The sequence below is a fragment of the Luteimonas yindakuii genome (assembly GCF_004803715.2).
Lineage (GTDB): Bacteria > Pseudomonadota > Gammaproteobacteria > Xanthomonadales > Xanthomonadaceae > Luteimonas > Luteimonas yindakuii.
This window is the reverse complement of record NZ_CP039383.2, coordinates 2,133,603-2,152,453: the sequence shown is the minus strand read 5'-3', so window position 1 is coordinate 2,152,453 and position 18,851 is coordinate 2,133,603. Positions and strand designations below refer to the sequence as shown.

Here is an 18,851-nt window from a genome sequence, read left to right as displayed (position 1 = left end):
TCCTGACAGCCGAATGGCTCGTTATCCATGGACGTGGCTTCGTCATTCGGCGGCAGTGGCCACGACCCCCACGAACCTGCAGGCAGCCCCGTGCTGATCACCCAGACCCTCGCGACCGACACCGACTTCCTCGCCCTGCACCGGCGATCGCCGCAGCGCTACCCGGTGCTGCTGGAATCGGTCGCCCACGGCACCGCGCAGTCGCGCTGGGACCTGTTGCTGGTTGCCGACGACGCCGGCAGCTTCGCACTCGACGCCGATGGCATCGTCCGCGACACCGACGGTGGGGCGCTGGAAGGCGGCTTCCTCGACGTGCTGGATGCGCGCTGGCAGGCGCTGCGGCAGCCGCGCGAGGAACTGCGCTGGCCGTTCCGTGGCGGCTGGGCGCTGCTGCTGGGCTATGAACTCGGCGCGCAGATCGAACCGGTGCTCGAACTTCCACGCGCGCGTGGCGCACTGCCCGTCGCGCAGGCACTGCGTTGTCCCGCGGCGTTGCTGCGCGACCACGCGACCGGGGAGTGCATCGTGGTGGCGGAGGCCGGGCGCGCGGACTTGATCGCAGGTGTCGAGGCCGACCTCGCCGGCCCGGCGCCGTCCCGATGGGCGCCGTGGACAGGTCCGGCGGCGCTGGGCGAAGACGCGCCACAGGACTTCCTCGACGGCGTCCGGCGCATCCTCGATTACCTCGCCGCCGGCGACGTGTTCCAGGTCAACCTCTCGCGGGGCTGGCAGGCACGTTTCGACGCAGCGCTGGATCCGGCGCGGCTGTACGCGCGCCTGCGCACGATGAGCCCGGCACCGTTCTCCGGCCTGTTCGCCAGCGGCAGCGGCACCGTCGTCAGCGCCTCGCCGGAGCGCCTGGTCAACGTGCGCGGCGACGTGGTGCAGACCCGCCCCATCGCCGGTACCCGTCCGCGCCTGCCGGGCGACGACGACGCCGCACGGGTGCGCGAGCTGGTCGGGCACGCCAAGGAGCGCGCCGAGCACGTGATGCTGGTCGACCTCGAACGCAACGACCTCGGTCGTGTCTGCAGGCCGGGCAGCGTCGAGGTGGACGAACTGATGACGGTGGAAAGCTACGCCCACGTCCACCACATCGTCAGCAATGTGCGCGGCCTGCTGCGCGCCGACGCGACACCCGGTGACGTCATCGCCGCGGTCCACCCCGGCGGCACCATTACCGGCTGCCCGAAGGTGCGCTGCATGCAGGTGATCGCCGAGCTCGAAGGCGTCGGTCGCGGCGCCTATACCGGCGCGATGGGCTGGCTGAACCGCGACGGCGACATGGACCTCAACATCCTTATCCGCAGCGCGGAGGTGGCAGGCGATCGCGTCTGTTTCCGCACCGGTGCCGGCATCGTCGCCGACTCCGATCCGCAGCGTGAACTCGACGAAACCCGGGCGAAGGCGCGCGGCATGCTGCAGGCGCTCGCGGCCGACCCTGCGCCGGCACGCGACGACGGCGCCCACGCTATCCTTGCGCGATGACCTGTCACCACCCCGCACGCGGCGCGCGTTGATGGCCGCATCCCGACGCTGGCGCGGCATCGGCGCCTTTCTTGCCCTGTTGGCTCTGCTCGCCGGTGGCGCCTTGTACTGGGGCTGGGACCGCTGGCAGGACTTCCAGCATCAACCACTGGCCGGCATCGATGCCGGTGATGGTTATGTCGTCGAGCGCGGCGATTCCTATGCCCGCGTGCTGCAGAAGATCCGCGAGGCCGGCGTGCGCGACGGCAGCGATCTCGAATGGCAGCTGCTGGCCCGCCAGCTGGGCGCCGCGGGGCGGTTGCAGGTGGGCGAATACGCGCTCGAGCCCGGGATGAGCGCGCGTGACGTGCTGGCCAACATGCGCGATGGCCGGGTGGTGCGGCATCGCTTCACCATCGTCGAGGGCTGGAACATCCGCGAACTGCGCGCCGCGCTGGCGCGTGCGGAACATCTCACCGCCGACAGTGCCGAGCTCGATGACGCCGCGCTGATGGCCGCCATCGAACGGCCCGGCGTGCATCCGGAAGGCCGGTTCCTGCCGGAAACCTATCTCTACACCCGCGGCGACAGCGATCTCGACGTGTTGCGTCGTGCCAACCGCGCGCTCGAACGCGCGCTCGACGAGGCCTGGGCGCAACGCGCCGACGGCCTGCCGCTGAAGACCGCCGAGGAAGCGCTGGTGCTGGCCTCGATTGTCGAGAAGGAAACCGGCATCGCGGAGGAACGTGCGCGGATCGCCGGCGTGTTCGTGCGTCGCCTGCAGATCGGCATGCGCCTGCAGACCGATCCCACCGTCATCTACGGCATCGGCGCGGACTTCGACGGCAACATCCGCCGCAGCCATCTGCAGGCCGATACCCCCTACAACACCTACACCCGCGACGGGCTGCCGCCGACGCCGATCGCGATGCCCGGCATGGCCGCCTTGCGCGCGACCACCCGACCCGCGGACGGCGATGCGCTGTATTTCGTCGCCGTGGGCGATGGCAGCGGGCGCCACGTGTTCTCGCGCACCTATGCCGAGCACAACTTGGCGGTACGCGATTACGTGCGCCGTTACCGCGCGCGCGTGGCGCAGTGATGGGCAGTTCGACGGCACCTGCCGGGTCGTCGGCATCGGGCGCCGCCGTGCCCGGGCATATGGCTACGCATCCGCGCTTCGTCTCGCTGGAAGGCGGGGAGGGCGCAGGCAAGACCACCGTGCTCGCGGCCCTGCGTACGACGCTGGCCGAAGACGGCGCCGAGGTCGTGGTGACCCGTGAACCCGGCGGCACGCCGCTGGCCGAGCGCATCCGCGAACTCGTACTCGACCCGGGTGGCGCGCCCGCGATCGCCGAGGCGGAACTGCTGCTGGTGTTCGCCGCCCGCGTGCAGCACGTGCGCGAGCTGATCGAACCCGCGCTGGCGCGCGGCGCCTGGGTGCTGTGCGACCGCTACACCGATTCCAGCTATGCCTACCAGGGCGGTGGCCGCGGCCTCGATGCCGCGCGGATCGAACTGCTGGAGCGTGGCTTCGTCGGCCTGCGCCCGGGGCTGACGCTGCTGCTCGATATCGATGTGGCCCGCGGCCGCGAACGCACCCGCGGGCGTGACCTGGTGCCCGACCGCATCGAGGGCGAGCGCGACGAGTTCTTCGAGCGCGTGCGGGCGGCCTACCTGGCGCGTGCCCATGCCGAACCCCGGACGCTTCCGCGTGATCGACGCCGCGCCGCCCGCGGAGAAGGTGGCGGCGGCCGCGGTCGCGGCGCTGCGTGGCTGGAGGGCCCCAGCGTGAGTCCCGCACCGGTGCTTGCGCCGTGGCAGCAGCGCGCCTTCGAGCGCGCCGTGGATGCGCTCGACAGTGGGCGCATGGGCCACGCAATGCTGTTGTGCGGCCCGGCGCGGCTCGGCAAGCGCGCGGTGGCGGACCGGTTGGCATCCCACCTGCTGGGTGCCGACCACGACGCACGCGCGGCCAGCCTTATCGCCGCCGGCACCCATCCGGACCTGCTCGCGGTGGGCCTGGAGCCGAACCGCGAAGGCACGCGCCTGCGCACCGAGATCGTCATCGAGCAGATCCGCACCCTGACCGGCAAGCTCGCGCTTACCGCGCAGTACGGACAGGCGCGGGTGGCGATCGTCGACCCTGCCGACGTGATCAACCACGCCGCCGCCAACGCCCTGCTGAAGACCCTCGAGGAGCCGCAGCCCGGGCGCTACCTGTGGCTGGTGGCGGCCGATCCGATGCGCCTGCCGGCGACCATCCGCAGCCGCTGCCAGCGCCTGGAGTTCCGCCTGCCGCCGCGCGAGGAAGCACTGGACTGGCTGCAGTCACAGGGCCATGCGGGCCACGCCGCCGCGGAGGCACTCGATGCCGCCCGCGGTCATCCCGGCATTGCCGACCACTGGCTGCGCGAAAGCGGGATGGCCCTGCGCGCCGGCGTCGCCACTGATCTGGATGCCGTCGCGGCCGGCACGCTGGCGCCGTCGGAAGCGGCGAAGCGCTGGACCGCCGATGACGATGCCGACGCGCGCCTGCGCCACGCCGCCGACCTCGCCGCGACGCGCGCGACCGGCTTGACCGACCCCACGCGAACCCGCAGGCTGACCACCTGGTTCGCGCATGCGAACCGCACCCGGGACCTGCTGCGCACGACCGTGCGCGCGGACCTCGCGGTGGGGGAGCTGCTGCTGGCCTGGCGCGAGGCCATGGGCGAATCCGGACACAGCAGGAGCGCCGGCGGGCGCGGCACGAGGAGATAGCGAATGGCGGCAACCGGTGGCGGCGCGCGGCAGGGCATCCTGTCGTTGACGGTGAAGGACAAGGCCCAGCTCTACAGCGCCTACATGCCGTACCTGAAGCAGGGCGGCATTTTCGTGCCGACCGCCAAGCGCTATTTCATCGGCGACGAAGTGTTCGTGCTGCTGGTGCTGCCGGAATCCAGCGAGCGCCTGCCGGTCGCCGGCAAGGTGATCTGGGTGACGCCGCCGGGCGCGCAGGGCAACCGCATGGCCGGCATCGGCGTGCAGTTCGCCGACACCCAGGAAGGCGAGAACGTGAAGGGCAAGATCGAGACCTTGCTGGCCGGGACGCTCAACTCCGAGAAGTCGACCCACACGATGTAAGGCGATGTGGCCGCAAGCCGCGGCGACGCGGTGGCCGCAACCCGGACCACGCCGCGTTGACGGGGACGCAGGGGGCTTTCCGGGAGAAGGCCATGAGATCCCCTGCACGCATCGCGACGCTCTGCATCCCCATCGCCCTGGCCGTCGCCTGTTCGGTCCCGCGCAGCGAACAGGCGACCCCGGCGGTGTCGCCCCCGCAGATGGCGCTCGGCGCCAACCTGCTCGAAGGCCTCGGCGACCACCACTTCGCGGTCAGCAGCCGCCATCCGGAGGTCCAGCGCTGGTTCGACCAGGGCCTGATCCTCGCCTACGGCTTCAACCACGACGCCGCCGAACGCGCCTTCCTCAAGGCCACCGAACTCGACCCCGACTGCGCCATGTGCTGGTGGGGTGCCGCGCTGGTGCTCGGGCCGCACGTCAACGCCGGCATGGATCCGGCGAGCAACGCCCGCGCCTGGGGGCGCCTGCAACGCGCGGTGACGCTGGCGCCCTCGGCCACGCCGCGCGAGCAGGCCTTTATCCGCGCGTTGTCTGCGCGCTATGCCGAACATCCGCCCGCCGAGCGCCAGCCGCTGGATGAGGCCTATGCGGTGGCCACCCGCAGGCTGATGCAGGAACTGCCAGGCGATCCCGACGCCGCGGCCTTCCATGCCGAAGCCCTGATGGACCTGCAGCCATGGGCGTACTACGACGCGGAACTACGGCCCGTCGGCCATACCGCCGAGATCGTCTCGGTGCTGGAGTCGGTGATCGCCGCCCACCCTGACCACCCCGGTGCGCTGCATCTCTACGTGCACGCCGTCGAAGCCTCGGCCGACCCGCAACGTGGTGCCGTCGCCGCCGACCGCTTGCGCGAACTGATTCCAGGCTCCGGCCACCTGGTGCACATGCCGGCGCATATCTACGCCCGCGTCGGGCGCTGGCACGATGCGGTGATCGCCAACCAGCGCGCGATCGAGGCCGACGACGCCTACCTGGCGATATGCCGCGGCAACGCCCAGGGCGTGTATCCGCTGGGCTACGTGCCGCACAACCACCACTTCCTGTGGTTTGCCGCCAGCATGGAGGGCGACAGTGCGGTCGCGCACGAGGCGGCACGGCTGACCGCCGAACGCACCCACCTTCCGGAGCTGATGCGCCAGCCCGGCTTCGCCGGACTGCAGCATTACTGGATGACGCCGTGGTTCGAGCGCGTGCGCTTCGGCCGCTGGGACGAGATCGCAGGCGAGCCCAACCCGGCGGCGGACCTGCCCTACGTCACCGCGATCTGGCATTACGCGCAGGGCATCGCCGCGGTCCGGCAGCGACGTCTCGACGACGCCGGGCGCCATCTCGCCGCGTTGCGGCCGCTGGCAGCGGATCCGGTGATGGAGACGCTGATGGTCTGGGACCGTTACCCGCTGGCGTATTCGGCGCGCATCGCCGAGCGCATGCTCGCGGCCGAATTCGAAGCGGCTCGTGGTCGGCCGGACGCGGCGATCGCCGCCCTGCGCGAAGCGGTCGCGATCGAGGATGGCATTCCCTACGACGAGCCACCGGGCTGGCATGCGCCGGTGCGGCATACGCTCGGTGCCGTGCTGCTCGACGCCGGCCATGCCGACGAGGCCGAGCAGGTGTACCGGGAGGAGTTGCGCCGCAATCCCGGCAACGGCTGGTCGCTGCGCGGTCTGGCGATGAGCCTCGAGGCGCAGGGCGAACGCAGGGAAGCGGCCGCGGTGCAGCGTGATCTTGCCGCCGCCTGGCGGCATGCCGACGTGGAACTGGCGGCGTCGCGGTTCTGAAGTGCGGCCGCGTGTGGCGTGGTCGCGGCCCATCGTCGCGATGGGCCGTTCCGCCGGGCAGGCACGCCCGCCGACACGGGTCGCGGCGGGATATCCGTGGCGGCGGTCAGCCGCGCAGTGCGGGGTTGTCCCAACCGGGCCGCGGCGCGAAGCGGTCGCCATGACGCGCCTGCAACGCGCGCAGCCGGGCCAGCACGGTGTCGACGCCGGTCTCGCGCACGTACTGGATCGGCCCGCCGCGGAACGGCGCGAAGCCGGTGCCGAAGATCACCCCCGCATCCAGCAGGTCGGCATCGGCCACCACGCCCTCGTGCAGCGCGGCCACCGCTTCGTTGATCAGCGGCAGGACCAGGCGGTCCTCGAGGTCGTCCGGCGCCCTGTAGTCCTTCGGCAGCTCCGGCTTCTTCGGCTTGCCGTCCTCCCAGGCGTACAGGCCCTGGCCGTCCTTCTTGCCGCGCCGGCCGGCCTCCGGCGGTATCGCCAGCGTGGCCGGGATCTGCAGGCCGAGATACGGCGCAAGCTCGCGACCGACGCCCGAGGCGACATCCAGGCCGACGGTGTCGATCAGTTCGATCGGCCCCATCGGCATGCCGAACCGGACCGCGGCGCGGTCGATCGCCGGCCCGGGAATGCCCTCGGCATACGCGGTCGCGGCTTCGAGCATGTAGGGGAACAGCAGCCGGTTGACCAGGAACCCCGGCGTGCCCGCCACCGGCACCGGCAGCTTGTCGATGGCGCGGCAGAACGCGGCCAGCCGCTGCTGCGTGGTTGCGTCCATTCCCGGATGGAGAACGATCTCCACCAGCGGCATCATCGCCACCGGGTTGAAATAGTGCAGTCCGGCGAACTGCGCAGGCCGGGCAAGGCCCTGCGCCAGCCCGTCGAGCGGGATCGACGAGGTGTTGGTCGTCAGCAGCGTGGATGGCTTCAGCCGCGGCTCCACCTGTGCATACAGGCCGCGCTTGGCATCGGTGTCCTCGATGATCGCCTCGATCACCAGGTCGGCGGTGGCCACGCCTTCGCCGGCGAGGTCGGAACGGAGCCGCGCCGAGACCGCCGGCCGCTGCGCCTCGTCCTTGACCTTCTTCTGGAACAGCTCCTGCGCGCGCGCCAGCGCCTTGTCGATGTAGGCCTGTTCGCGGTCCTGCAGGGTCACCTCGAAGCCCTTGTAGGCCGACCACGCCGCAATGTCGCCGCCCATCACGCCGGCGCCCACCACGTGCACGTGACCGGTGCCGTGGTGCTTGCCGCCGAGCGCCTTCAGGCGCTCCTGCAGGAAGAACACCCGGGTGAGGTTGCGCGCGGTCGGCGTGCCCGCGAGCCCGACCACCGACTTGCGCTCGGCCGCCAGCCGCTGCTGGGTCGAACCACCGCTGCGACGCCAGGTCTCGATCAGCGCGTACGGGGCGGGGTAGTGCTCCTTGCGCGCCTTGCGCGACACCTGCTTCACCATCTGCGGTGCCAGCAGCTGGCGCGCCGGCCAGGTGTTGGTGACCCAGCCCAGCGCGCGCTGCTTGAACTGCCGCTGCGTGCCCTTGAGCGCGAGCGACGCCGCGGCATCGAGCAGCAGCGCCGGCTCCACCACCCTGTCCACCAGGCCGATGCCACGCGCGGCCTTGGCCGACAGCGTGCGGCCGGTCAGCATCATGTCGAACGCCGCCGGCGCACCCACCAGCCGCGGCAGGCGCACGCTGCCGCCCCAGCCGGGATAGATGCCGAGTTTCACTTCCGGCAGGCCGATGCGGGTGGAACCATCGCTGCTGGCAACGCGGTAGTCGCAGGCGAGCGCGATCTCGGTGCCGCCGCCCATGCAGAAGCCGTGGATGGCGGCAACCGTGGGGCAGGGCAGGTCGGCCAGGCGCTGGAACACCTGCTGGCCGCGGCGGATCGAATCGCCGATCGTGCCTTTCGCATCGAACTCGGCGAACTCGCGGATGTCGGCACCGGCGATGAACCCCTTCGCTTTCCCCGAGGCCACCACCACGGCCTTCGGCGGCTCCAGCGCCAGGCGCTCGAGCACGGCATCGAGTTCGATCAGCACGTCCTGCGCGAACGTGTTGACCGATTCGCCCGCGCGGTCGAAGGCCAGCACGAGCACGCCGTCATCGCGCTGCTCGGCTTTCCAATGACTGAGGCGCAGTCCGTCGAGGCCTGCAAGCATGCGGCACCATCCGATAGGGTACGGGAGAGGCCCTTATGATCCAGAGGTTGTTTCGCCTGCGTCAAATCCGCCGGCGTTGCGACGGCCGCCTATCGCCTCTGCAAGGCCGCTTCGCCGGCACCTGCCTTGTGGCACGCGACGCCTGCCCCCAGATGCGTCAAAGGGTTCAGACCACGGAACTTCCTGCCCGATCACGGGTCACACCGCCCAGCCACCACGGCCGGGCTACAGGAGCTGCCGGCCGATGGCCGATATCGATACCGAACAGCTGGACCAGGAACTCGTCAGCCGCGTGCAGCGCGGCGATACCGCCGCTTTCGACCTGCTGGTGCGCAAGTACCAGCACCGCATCGCGGCGCTGATCGGCCGCTACATCGCCGACTGGAGCGAAGTGCAGGACGTCGCGCAGGAAACCTTCATCCGTGCCTACCGCGCGATCGGCAACTTCCGTGGCGATGCGCAGTTCTACACCTGGCTGCACCGCATCGCGGTCAACACCGCGAAGAACCACCTGGTCGCGCACAAGCGGCGCCCGCCAACCGACGACATCGACGTCTCCGACGCCGAACAGTTCGATTCCGGCATCCGCCTGCGCGACAGCGACACACCCGAACGTGAACTGATGCGACAGCAGATGGAACAAACGGTGATGCGCGCTGTCGAAGCACTGCCCGAGGAGCTCCGGGTCGCGATCACGCTGCGCGAGGTCGACGGCCTGAGCTACGAGGACATCGCCACGCGCATGGGCTGCCCGATCGGAACCGTCCGCTCGCGCATCTTCCGGGCCCGCGAGGCGATCGACCAGGAACTGAGACCCTTGATGGACAACGAAACCCCCGTGGAGCGCGCGATCCGATGATGCTTCCAGACGACAGCGACGCGCTGCAGCTGCAGCCCGATCCCGACAAGCTCTATCGCTATCACCGCCAGCAACTGTCGGCGATGCTCGATGGCGAACTGTCGCCGGACCAGGCCCGCTTCATGCTGCGCCGGCTCGAGCACGATGCGGAGCTGGCCGGCTGCTGGGAGCGCTGGCAGGTCTGCGGCGACGTGCTGCGTGGCCGCCACGAGGCGCCGCTGCCGGCGGACTTCGCCGCCGGCATCGCGCTGGCGATCAATGCGGGTGCGCGGCTGCCGGAAGACGCGGCCACCGCGCCGGCGGCTCCGGCGGCACGCCGCGCCGGCCTGATGCGTTGGGGCGGTGGTGCCGCGCTGGCGGCATCGGTGGCGGTGGCGGCGCTCTTCGTCGGCCGCCAGATGCAGCCGCCGGTCGAAACGGAACTGCCATCGCGCATCGCCGCGACCGCCGCCGCGCCGGGCACGGAGACCCCCTTGGCTGGCGAAACCGGCGCGGACACGACCGGCATGGACGCCAGCACGCTCGCACTGGCCAGCGCCGCGGCGCTGGCGGTTGCGGAAGTGCCGCGTCGCGGCGAGCGGGAAGCGCGCAACGGCACCGGCAGGTCGGGTGCGCCGGCGTCGACCCGGCGCGAGCGGCAGGTGCAGGTTGCGGTCGCCGCCCCGGCACGCACGCAACCGGTCGTCCCGGACGTGCCTGCACCGCTTCCGGCGATCGCCGCTGTGGAGCCTGCGCTGGGCGGTGACGCGCGTGTCGCACGCCCGTGGCCGCGTGCCGCGGTCGGGACCGACAACCCGTTCGCTGCCGGTTACGGGCTGGACACCATGCAGGTACGCACCTACCACCCGTTCGAGCCGCAGATCGATGCGCGGCCACGTCCCCGCCCGACGCTGGTATGGCCGACGCCGGTCGGCAGCCTCGGGGCCGGGCTGCCGGATGCAGGCGGTACGCCGACGACGCCCGGCGCCGAATGACCCGGCGCGCGACGCAGTCGCGTGCACACCCCACACCGAAACGGTCGAGGATTGTTCCCCCGATGAAGAAAGTGCTGCCGATCGTCGCCGTGGTCGCCATGACCGCCGCGGCCACCACCGCCATCGTGTTGCCCGTCGCCACGGCCGAGCCGCAGGCGGCCGCCGCTGCGCCCGCGCAGTCCGCGCCCGCCGCACCGCAACTGGTCACCGGGCTTCCGGATTTCACCCGTCTCGTCGAGCAGGTGGCGCCCGGCGTGGTCAGCATCGAGGTGCTGGTGGGTGCGCCGGCGGCTCGCGCGCAGCGCGGCGGCCCGGGCCAGGTGCCTGACGAGGAGATGCTGCCGGAAATCTTCCGTCGCTTCTTCGGCCCGGGCTTTCCGTTCCCCGGGACCCCGGGTGCGCCGGACGCCGATCCGGGGATGCCTCGCGGCACCTCCACCGGCACCGGCTTCGTGATCTCCGCCGACGGTTACGTGCTCACCAACCACCACGTGGTGGAGAACGCGCAGACGGTCACCGTGCGCCTGCAGGACCGCCGCCAGTTCGAAGCGAAGATCGTCGGCAGCGACCAGGAATCCGACGTCGCATTGCTGAAGATCGACGCCAGCGGCCTGACCGCGCTGCGCGCCGGCAACGCCAGCCTGGTCAAGCCCGGCCAGTGGGCGGTGGCCATCGGTTCGCCGTTCGGGCTCGAGCAGTCGGTGACCGCCGGCATCGTCAGTGCCACCGGCCGCTCCAATCCGTATGCGGGGCAGCAGTACGTGCCCTTCATCCAGACCGATGTCGCGATCAACCGCGGCAACTCCGGTGGCCCGCTGCTCAACACGCGCGGCGAGGTCATCGGCATCAACTCGCAGATCTTCTCCAACACCGGTGGCTTCCAGGGCGTGAGTTTCGCGATCCCGATCGACATGGCGATGAACGTCGCCGACCAGATCAAGGACACCGGGTCGGTGCAGCGCGGCCAGGTCGGGGTGATCTTCAATGCCGTGCCGATGACGCAGGAGCAGGCGCGCGGCTTCGGCCTGCCCGACACGCTGGGCGCGCTGGTCAACGAAGTGGCGCCCGACAGCCCCGCGCAGAAGGCCGGCATCGAGCCCGGCGACGTGATCCGCGCGGTCGATGGCACCCGCATCTACCAGCCCAGCGACCTGCCGCCGCTGATCGGCAACAAGGCGCCGGGCACCCGGGTCAAGCTGACCGTGTTCCGCGAAGGCCGCGAGCGCGACTACACGCTGACCCTCGCACCGCTCGATCGCAGCCTGCTCGGCGGGCGCCCGGGCAGCGCCGACCCGCAGCCGGGTGCAGCGCCATCGGCGTCGTCGAACCCGCTGGGCCTGGTCGGCCAGCCGCTGGCCGACGCCGAGCGTCGACCGCTGGGCGTGGATGCCGGCAAGGGCGTACGCATCGGCCGGGTCGAAGGAGTGGCTGCACGCCGCGCGGGCATCCAGCCAGGCGACGTGGTGCTGCGCGTGGGCCGCGATGAAGTCAACACTCCCGCGGAACTCGATCGCGCGCTGCGCGACGTCAAGGCCGGCGACACGGTGATGCTGCTGGTGCGCAACCCACGCGGCAGCCAGTTCATCGCGGTCACTCCGCGCGCCGACGGGGAATAACCCGTCGGCCAGGCCCCTGCGCCCCACCCGGCGCAGGGCTGCCGCCAACGCCGCGGCCCGCAGCCGCCTGTCGCCTGGTGCCGGCGGGCAGCCGGAGCGGGCCCGGGTCGTCGATCCGCCTGCAAAGCGCGCACCTGGGGGCTGTGCCCCCTGTGCGACAATGGCGTGTTTTTCGCCCCCGACGCCGACGCGCCTTCCATGACCCATTCGATGCGGAATATCCGCAACTTCTCCATCATCGCCCACGTCGACCACGGCAAGTCGACGCTCGCCGACCGCATCATCCAGCTGTGCGGTGGCCTCACCGCGCGCGAGATGGAAGCGCAGGTCCTCGACAACAACCCGATCGAGCGCGAGCGCGGCATCACCATCAAGTCGCAGTCGGTCTCGGTGCCGTACACGGCGCGCAACGGCGAGACCTACTTCCTCAACTTCATCGACACCCCCGGCCACGTCGACTTCTCCTATGAAGTCAGCCGCTCGCTGGCCGCCTGCGAAGGCGCGCTGCTGGTGGTGGACGCCGCCCAGGGCGTGGAAGCGCAGTCGGTGGCGAACTGCTACACCGCCATCGAGCAGGGCCTGGAAGTGGTGCCGGTGCTCAACAAGATCGACCTGCCGACCGCCGATATCGACCGTGCCAAGGGCGAGATCGAGGCGGTGATCGGCATCGACGCTTCCGATGCGGTGGCGGTCAGTGCCAAGACCGGCCTGAACATGGAAGACGTGCTGGAGGCGATCGTGCATCGCATCCCGCCGCCGGCCGACCGCGGCAGCAACAAGCTGCAGGCGCTGATCATCGACTCGTGGTTCGACAACTATCTGGGCGTGGTGTCGCTGGTGCGCGTCATGCAGGGCGAGATCAAGGCCGGCGACAAGATCCAGGTGATGTCCACCGGCCGCTGGCATCTGGTCGACAAGGTCGGCGTGTTCACGCCGAAGCGCAAGGAAATGCCGTCACTGCGCGCGGGCGAGGTGGGCTGGATCAACGCCAGCATCAAGGACGTGCACGGCGCACCGGTCGGCGACACGCTGACCCTGATGGCCGACCCGGCGGCCGAGCCGCTGCCCGGCTTCCAGGAAATGCAGCCGCGCGTGTTCGCCGGCCTGTTCCCGGTCGATGCCGAGGACTACCCGGACCTGCGCGAGGCGCTCGACAAGCTGCGCCTCAACGACGCCGCGCTGCGCTTCGAGCCCGAGAGCTCCGAGGCGATGGGCTTCGGCTTCCGCTGCGGCTTCCTCGGCATGCTGCACATGGAGATCGTGCAGGAGCGCCTGGAGCGCGAATACGACCTCAACCTGATCAGCACCGCACCGACCGTCATCTACGAGATCCTCAGGACCGACGGCGGGATCCTGCCGCTGGACAATCCCGCGCAGCTGCCGGCGGTGAACCTGATCGAGGAGATCCGCGAGCCGATCATCCGCGCCAACATCCTCACCCCGCCGGACTACGTCGGTGCGGTGATCACCCTGTGCGAGGAAAAGCGCGGCAGCCAGATCGGCATCACCTACATGGGCAGCCAGGTGCAGGTCGCCTACGAGCTGCCGATGGCCGAAGTGGTGCTGGATTTCTTCGACAAGCTGAAGTCGGTCAGCCGCGGCTACGCCTCGCTGGACTACACCTTCGTGCGCTTCGACGCCGGTCCGTTCGTGCGCGTCGACATCCTCATCAACGGCGACAAGGTCGATGCGCTGTCGGTGATCGTGCACCGCAGCCACGCCGACCGGCGTGGTCGCGAGCTCACCGAGAAGATGAAGGACCTGATCCCGCGCCAGCAGTTCGACGTCGCCATCCAGGCCGCGATCGGTTCGCAGATCATCGCCCGCACCACGGTCAAGGCACTGCGCAAGAACGTGCTGGCCAAATGCTATGGTGGCGACATCTCGCGCAAGAAGAAGCTCCTGGAAAAGCAGAAGGAAGGCAAGAAGCGCATGAAGCAGGTCGGACGCGTCGAAATTCCCCAGGAAGCTTTCCTCGCCGTGCTCAACACCAGCCGCGATTCGTGATCCCGCTGGTGGACGCCCCATCGACGGCTCCGGCGTCGCGCATCCGCGCGCGTCGCCCTGCGCCCGCCTGCCATCGCGCAGCACGGCTCCAAAGGAGCGCCAATGAAGTGGTTTGAAATCGGACTGGTCAGCCTGACCCTCCTGAGCGGCCTGATCTGGCTGCTCGATCGCCTGGTCTTCGCAAAGCGCCGTGCGCGCCGGGCGGGCCTGCTGGAGGCAAGCGAGCCGGTGCTCGTGGACTACGCGCGCAGCTTCTTCCCGATCCTGGCGGCGGTGCTGATCCTGCGCAGTTTCATCGCCGAACCGTTCCGCATTCCCTCCAGTTCGATGATGCCGACGCTGCTGATCGGCGACTTCATCCTGGTCAACAAGTTCTCGTACGGCCTGCGGCTGCCGATCAACAACCACAAGGTCATCGCCATCGGCGAACCCGAGCGCGGCGACGTGGTGGTGTTCCGCCCGCCGCACCATCCCGACCAGGACTGGATCAAGCGCGTCATCGGCCTGCCCGGCGACACCATCGCCTACCGCGACAACACGGTGTACGTGAACGGCGAGGCCTTCGACTACAGCGATGGCGGCGCCTACGAGGGCCGTGGCCGTGGCCAGGAAATGACCGGTGCCACGCTGCTGCGCGAGGAGATGCCCGGGCGCAGCCATGAAGTGCTCGAGATCACCGGCCTGCCGTTCCGCGACCCGGGCGAAGGCGAGTGGACGGTACGGCCGGGGCACTACTTCGTGATGGGCGACAACCGCGACCGCAGCGACGACAGCCGCTTCTGGGGCGAGCTGCCCGAGAGCCAGCTGCGCGGCAAGGCGTTCCTGATCTGGATGAACTGGGACGGTGCTGCCGGCGGTGTCGGCTTCGACCGCATCGGCCGCAGCATCCGCTGACCACACGATCCGGCTCTGTCCAAGGGGCGGGCCTGCCGCTAGGATCGCAGCCGGACATGCACCTTTCGGGGAGAAGGGCAATGAAGCAGAAGCAGAAGGGGATGACCCTGCTGGGGTTCGTCATCGTGTTGTCGGTGGTGGGGTTTGCCGCCTACATCCTGATGAAGCTGTTCCCGATGTATTCGGAGTACTACAGCGTGCGCCAGGCGCTCAAGGGCCTGGCGCAGGAGCCCGGCATCGCCACGCAGGATCCCGCGCGGATCCAGGACCTGTTCTTCCGCCGGCTGTACATCAGCTACTCGGAAAACGTGAAGAAGGAACACGTCAAGCTGCGCCGGATCGACAATGGCTGGCAGATGGACGTGAACTACGAGATCCGCCGCCCGCTGGTGGGCAACCTCGACGTGGTCGGCAAGTTCAACGCCTCGCAGGCGCTGACACGCTCGGGCGCCGGCGAATAATGCCGGTGCGTGCACGCGATGGCCGGCGGTGACCCCTTCGGCCACCGCTTTGCCGACCAGGGCCTGCTCGCGCAGGCGCTGACCCATCGCAGTGCCGGCGCGCCACACAACGAGCGGCTCGAGTTCCTTGGCGATGCGCTGCTCGGCCTGGTCGCCGCGGAGGCGCTGTACCAGCGTTTCCCACGTGCCGACGAAGGTGCGCTGACGCGCGCGCGCGCCGAACTGGTGCGCGAATCCACGCTGGCGCGCATTGCCCGCCGGCTCGATGTCGGCCCGCGGCTGATGCTGGGCCCGGGTGAGATGAAGTCCGGCGGCCATCGCCGTGATTCGATCCTCTCGGATGCGCTGGAAGCGGTGATCGCGGCGATCTATCTGGATGCCGGCTTCGCTGCCTGCCGCGTCGCGGTGCTGGCCTGGCTGGAACCGGAGCTCGAGGGCTTCGAGATCAACAAGGTCGGCAAGGACGCCAAGACCCGCCTGCAGGAATGGCTGCAGGGGCGGCAGCGGCCGTTGCCGCTTTACGAGCTGCTGGGCGAGAGCGGCGACGAGCACGCGCGCACCTTCGTCGTCGCGTGCCGGATCACCGAGCCGGCGCTGACCAGCGAGGGCGAGGGTGGTTCGCGGCGTGCCGCCGAGCAGGCCGCGGCGGCGGCAATCCTCGAGCAGCTGGAAGGGCCGCGCTGACGGCGCTCCCGTTTTTCTGCCGCGGATCCGCGCGGATCAACGCGGATCAGGCGGGTCAATGGAGCTGGCGGGGCGGCCCCGGAGCGCGCCTGGAGTCCCGATCAAGCCGGCGCAAAACGCGCCGGGGACCTGACCCCGAAATCGATGCCGCTGTCGGTAGCACGTGATCGCGAGGCGCTCGATGGGAGACGACGGTCCCACGCATCCCGATCCGCGTGGATCCGTGGCAGGAAATAGCCTGCGCTCCCACGCGGACCGGAGTCTTCGCCCGCCGCTGCCGCAGCGACGCATACAATGCGCGAATGACAGAAAACACCTCCTACCGCGCCGGCCATGTCGCCGTGATCGGCCGCCCCAACGTGGGCAAATCCACCCTGATCAACGCCCTGGTCGGCGCCAAGGTCAGCATCGTCTCCAACCGGCCGCAGACCACGCGCCATCGCCTGCTCGGCGTGGCCACGCTGCCAGAGGGCCAGCTGGTGCTGGTGGACACCCCCGGCCTGCACCGCGAGCAGGGCAAGGCCAGCGCCACCGCGATGCATCGTTGGATGAACCGCGCCGCGCGCGGTGCCGTCGAGGGCGTCGACGCGGCCTTCCTGGTGATCGAGGCCGGGCGGTGGGAAGACGAGGACACCGCCGCCTACGAACTGCTGCACTCCAGCGGCGTGCCGGTGCTGCTGGTCGTGAACCAGGTCGATCGCATCAAGGACAAGGGTTCGCTGCTGCCCTACCTCGCAAAGGTGTCCGAAGGCCGCGAGTTCGCCAACGTGCATCCGGTGTCCGCGCTCAAGCGCAAGGGCCTGGACGGGCTGGTGGCTGCGGTGCTGCCGCTGCTGCCACAGCAGGCCGCGCTGTACGAAGAGGACGCGATCACCGATCGCAGCGAACGTTTCCTTGCCGCCGAACTGCTGCGCGAACAGCTGATGCGCCAGCTCGGCGCGGAGCTGCCGTATGCCACCACGGTGGAGATCGAGCAGTTCGTCGACGACGCCGGCATGGCGCGCATCTCCGCGGTGATCTGGGTCGAGCGCGAGGGCCAGAAGGCGATCGTGATCGGCAAGGGCGGCACGCGGCTGAAGGAGATCGGCGGCAAGGCGCGGCTGGGCATGGAACGGCTGTTCGACCGCAAGGTGTTCCTCGAGACCTGGGTGCGCGTGCGCGAGGGCTGGTCCGACGACGAGGCCGCGCTGCGTGCATTCGGCTACGAGGATCCGGGCCGCCCGGACCGCTGATCGCCGCCGGCGTCCGCGCCTTCCGGAACCCAGCCCATGCGATACACCGGCGAGCCCGCCTTCGTCCTGCATACGCGGCGCTGGCGCGAGACCAGCCTGCTGGTCGAGGTGCTGAGCCTGTCGCAGGGCCGGCTCGGCCTGCTGGCGCGTGGCGTGCAGTCACCACGCCGCCATGCGCTGCGTGCCGCACTGCAGCCGCTGCAGCACATCCGCTTCGATGCGGTGCAGCGCGGCGAGCTGGCGACACTGACCGGTGCCGAAGCGGTCGACCGCGCGCCGGCGCTCACCGGCGATGCGGTGCTGGCCGGCTTCTACGTCAACGAACTGGTGCTGCGGCTGGCCCCGCGACAGGATCCGCATGCGGGGCTCTTCGACCTCTATGCCGAGGTTCGCGGACGGCTCGCAGCGCCCGGCCTGGCCTGGACGCTGCGGCGTTTCGAGCGCGACCTGCTCGACGCGCTTGGCTTCGGTCTGGGCTGGGATACCGACGGCGACGGCGCGCCGATCGATCCCGCCGCGCGTTACCGGCTCGACGCCGAGCACGGCGCGCGCCGGGTGTTCAGCGAGCGCGACGGCGAGCGCAGCCGGGCGGCGACGGGGCGTGCACTGCTTGCGCTCGCGGCCGACGAAACGCCGGAGGTCGACGACCTGCCGGGCCTGCGCCGTGTATTGCGCGACGTGCTCGTGCACCATCTCGGGCCGCGCGGGCTGAAGTCATGGGAACTGATGGCCGATCTCGGCCGGCTCGCCGGACCGGTCAACGCGCCTGCGCGTCCGCCGCACCCGCCGCACCCCGCAACGGACTGACCGCCCCGGGGGGAGCGCGCGCCCGTGGGCGGGTCAGGCCGTGTGGGCCGATTGCGGCGTGGCGAAGGTCTGGTCGGTGGCTTCGAGGAAGCCCTGCAGCGCGGAGGCGTCGTCGGGCATCGCCTGCAACGCCTGCACCGCGCGGTCGACCCGTGCAGCGCCGACGAAGCCGGCACTCGCACGCAGCTTGTGCAACGCGCCGCGAAGACGGTCGTGGTCATGGATGCGTGCCGCCGCCACCACCTGCTCACGCACCACCGGCAACTCGGCGAGGAACAGGTCGCGCAGGGCGGTCACGTGGGTCGGGTTGCCGCCGAGCGCACGCGTCGCCGCGAGATCGTCCCACACCGGCGCGCTGGCGCTGGCGGGCTGTGGCAAGCCGCGGCCATCGTCGGCTGCACGGCCATCCAGCGCGGCACGGATCGCGTCCTGCCATGCGGCGGCGCTGAGCGGCTTGATCGCCACGTCGACGAAGCCCTCCGCGAGCAGGCGCTGGCGTTCGGCTTCGTCGCAGGCCGCGGTATGGGCGATGGCCGGCGTGTCCAGGCCATGTTCGCGCAGGCGGCGCAGCAGGGCGCCACCATCGCCATCGGGCAGGTTGGCATCGACCATCCACAGTGCGTAGTCGCGTGTCTGCGCCAGCGCGTAGGCCTCGGACAGCCGCGCCGCGGTATCCACCTGCGCCGGCAGCGCGGCGGCAGCGGCCTGCAGGAACAGGCGGCTTGCGGGTTCGTCCTCGACCAGCAGCAGACGGGGCGTGCTCGGGCCGCTACGGTCCATGG

16 protein-coding genes and 1 pseudogene are annotated in these 18,851 nt (G+C 70.4%); 15 read left to right on the top strand and 2 right to left on the bottom strand.

Features of this window, described 5'->3' with window-relative positions; genetic code table 11:
* Positions 1 to 90 precede the first annotated feature (90 nt).
* From E5843_RS09855 to E5843_RS09830, 6 genes and pseudogenes are all read left to right on the top strand, one after another.
* On the top strand, positions 91 to 1,488 hold the full coding sequence (locus E5843_RS09855) for an aminodeoxychorismate synthase component I (protein ID WP_141066163.1): 1,398 nt from the start codon (positions 91 to 93) through the stop codon (positions 1,486 to 1,488).
* Positions 1,489 to 1,519: 31 nt separating this feature from the next.
* Positions 1,520 to 2,569 carry an endolytic transglycosylase MltG gene (gene mltG, locus E5843_RS09850; protein ID WP_141065964.1) on the top strand — a complete coding sequence of 350 codons (1,050 nt, stop codon included), beginning with the start codon at positions 1,520 to 1,522 and terminating at the stop codon, positions 2,567 to 2,569.
* Between the two features lie 59 nt (positions 2,570 to 2,628).
* Positions 2,629 to 3,262, top strand: a pseudogene (tmk, locus tag E5843_RS09845) (dTMP kinase).
* Between the two features lie 11 nt (positions 3,263 to 3,273).
* Positions 3,274 to 4,230, top strand: coding sequence for a DNA polymerase III subunit delta' (locus E5843_RS09840; protein WP_141066162.1), 957 nt, complete (start codon positions 3,274 to 3,276; stop codon positions 4,228 to 4,230).
* 3 nt (positions 4,231 to 4,233) lie between these two features.
* Entirely contained in the window at positions 4,234 to 4,593 is a 360-nt protein-coding gene (locus tag E5843_RS09835) for a PilZ domain-containing protein (protein ID WP_134673803.1), read from the top strand.
* Positions 4,594 to 4,685: 92 nt separating this feature from the next.
* Positions 4,686 to 6,374, top strand: coding sequence for a tetratricopeptide repeat protein (locus tag E5843_RS09830; RefSeq protein ID WP_141065963.1), 1,689 nt, complete (start codon positions 4,686 to 4,688; stop codon positions 6,372 to 6,374).
* 106 nt (positions 6,375 to 6,480) lie between these two features.
* Here E5843_RS09830 and E5843_RS09825 read toward each other — a convergent pair whose 3' ends face one another.
* Positions 6,481 to 8,535, bottom strand: coding sequence for a 3-hydroxyacyl-CoA dehydrogenase NAD-binding domain-containing protein (locus E5843_RS09825; protein WP_136412548.1), 2,055 nt, complete (start codon positions 8,533 to 8,535; stop codon positions 6,481 to 6,483).
* Positions 8,536 to 8,779: 244 nt separating this feature from the next.
* Here E5843_RS09825 and rpoE point away from each other — a divergent pair, with 244 nt between their 5' ends.
* From rpoE to recO, 9 genes are all read left to right on the top strand, one after another.
* Positions 8,780 to 9,394, top strand: coding sequence for an RNA polymerase sigma factor RpoE (gene rpoE / locus E5843_RS09820; protein WP_136412547.1), 615 nt, complete (start codon positions 8,780 to 8,782; stop codon positions 9,392 to 9,394).
* Positions 9,391 to 10,368, top strand: a complete 978-nt coding sequence (locus E5843_RS09815; protein ID WP_244240763.1) for a sigma-E factor negative regulatory protein — start codon at positions 9,391 to 9,393, stop codon at positions 10,366 to 10,368. The genes rpoE and E5843_RS09815 overlap by 4 nt, the downstream gene beginning before the upstream one ends.
* A 62-nt stretch (positions 10,369 to 10,430) precedes the next feature.
* Positions 10,431 to 11,984: a Do family serine endopeptidase gene (locus tag E5843_RS09810; protein WP_134673799.1), complete on the top strand. Its 1,554-nt coding sequence runs from the start codon at positions 10,431 to 10,433 to the stop codon at positions 11,982 to 11,984.
* A gap of 210 nt (positions 11,985 to 12,194) precedes the next feature.
* On the top strand, positions 12,195 to 13,991 hold the full coding sequence (gene lepA, locus E5843_RS09805; RefSeq protein ID WP_134674671.1) for a translation elongation factor 4: 1,797 nt from the start codon (positions 12,195 to 12,197) through the stop codon (positions 13,989 to 13,991).
* Between the two features lie 102 nt (positions 13,992 to 14,093).
* Positions 14,094 to 14,885, top strand: a complete 792-nt coding sequence (lepB, locus tag E5843_RS09800) for a signal peptidase I (RefSeq protein ID WP_136412546.1) — start codon at positions 14,094 to 14,096, stop codon at positions 14,883 to 14,885.
* A gap of 80 nt (positions 14,886 to 14,965) precedes the next feature.
* Positions 14,966 to 15,346: a DUF4845 domain-containing protein gene (locus E5843_RS09795; RefSeq protein WP_134673797.1), complete on the top strand. Its 381-nt coding sequence runs from the start codon at positions 14,966 to 14,968 to the stop codon at positions 15,344 to 15,346.
* Positions 15,347 to 15,364: 18 nt separating this feature from the next.
* Positions 15,365 to 16,030, top strand: coding sequence for a ribonuclease III (rnc, locus tag E5843_RS09790; RefSeq protein WP_136413084.1), 666 nt, complete (start codon positions 15,365 to 15,367; stop codon positions 16,028 to 16,030).
* A 302-nt stretch (positions 16,031 to 16,332) separates the two neighbouring features.
* Positions 16,333 to 17,262, top strand: coding sequence for a GTPase Era (gene era / locus E5843_RS09785; protein ID WP_136412545.1), 930 nt, complete (start codon positions 16,333 to 16,335; stop codon positions 17,260 to 17,262).
* 36 nt (positions 17,263 to 17,298) lie between these two features.
* Positions 17,299 to 18,069 (top strand): DNA repair protein RecO, encoded by a 771-nt coding sequence (recO, locus tag E5843_RS09780; RefSeq protein WP_141065962.1) that lies wholly within the window; start codon positions 17,299 to 17,301, stop codon positions 18,067 to 18,069.
* 33 nt (positions 18,070 to 18,102) lie between these two features.
* On the opposite strand, the gene E5843_RS09775 is transcribed toward recO, so the two are convergent.
* Positions 18,103 to 18,849 carry a response regulator gene (locus E5843_RS09775; RefSeq protein ID WP_136412544.1) on the bottom strand — a complete coding sequence of 249 codons (747 nt, stop codon included), beginning with the start codon at positions 18,847 to 18,849 and terminating at the stop codon, positions 18,103 to 18,105.
* Positions 18,850 to 18,851: the final 2 nt, after the last annotated feature.

Excerpts from the sequence above, each read along its gene's own strand:
- mltG (WP_141065964.1), top strand. The coding sequence starts at position 1,520 with ATGGCCGCATCCCGACGCTGGCGCGGCATCGGCGCCTTTCTTGCCCTG.
- E5843_RS09835 (WP_134673803.1), top strand. The coding sequence starts at position 4,234 with ATGGCGGCAACCGGTGGCGGCGCGCGGCAGGGCATCCTGTCGTTGACG.
- E5843_RS09830 (WP_141065963.1), top strand. The coding sequence starts at position 4,686 with ATGAGATCCCCTGCACGCATCGCGACGCTCTGCATCCCCATCGCCCTG.
- E5843_RS09825 (WP_136412548.1), bottom strand. The coding sequence starts at position 8,535 with ATGCTTGCAGGCCTCGACGGACTGCGCCTCAGTCATTGGAAAGCCGAG.
- rpoE (WP_136412547.1), top strand. The coding sequence starts at position 8,780 with ATGGCCGATATCGATACCGAACAGCTGGACCAGGAACTCGTCAGCCGC.
- E5843_RS09815 (WP_244240763.1), top strand. The coding sequence starts at position 9,391 with ATGATGCTTCCAGACGACAGCGACGCGCTGCAGCTGCAGCCCGATCCC.
- E5843_RS09810 (WP_134673799.1), top strand. The coding sequence starts at position 10,431 with ATGAAGAAAGTGCTGCCGATCGTCGCCGTGGTCGCCATGACCGCCGCG.
- lepA (WP_134674671.1), top strand. The coding sequence starts at position 12,195 with ATGCGGAATATCCGCAACTTCTCCATCATCGCCCACGTCGACCACGGC.
- lepB (WP_136412546.1), top strand. The coding sequence starts at position 14,094 with ATGAAGTGGTTTGAAATCGGACTGGTCAGCCTGACCCTCCTGAGCGGC.
- E5843_RS09795 (WP_134673797.1), top strand. The coding sequence starts at position 14,966 with ATGAAGCAGAAGCAGAAGGGGATGACCCTGCTGGGGTTCGTCATCGTG.
- rnc (WP_136413084.1), top strand. The coding sequence starts at position 15,365 with ATGGCCGGCGGTGACCCCTTCGGCCACCGCTTTGCCGACCAGGGCCTG.
- era (WP_136412545.1), top strand. The coding sequence starts at position 16,333 with ATGACAGAAAACACCTCCTACCGCGCCGGCCATGTCGCCGTGATCGGC.
- recO (WP_141065962.1), top strand. The coding sequence starts at position 17,299 with ATGCGATACACCGGCGAGCCCGCCTTCGTCCTGCATACGCGGCGCTGG.
- E5843_RS09775 (WP_136412544.1), bottom strand. The coding sequence starts at position 18,849 with ATGGACCGTAGCGGCCCGAGCACGCCCCGTCTGCTGCTGGTCGAGGAC.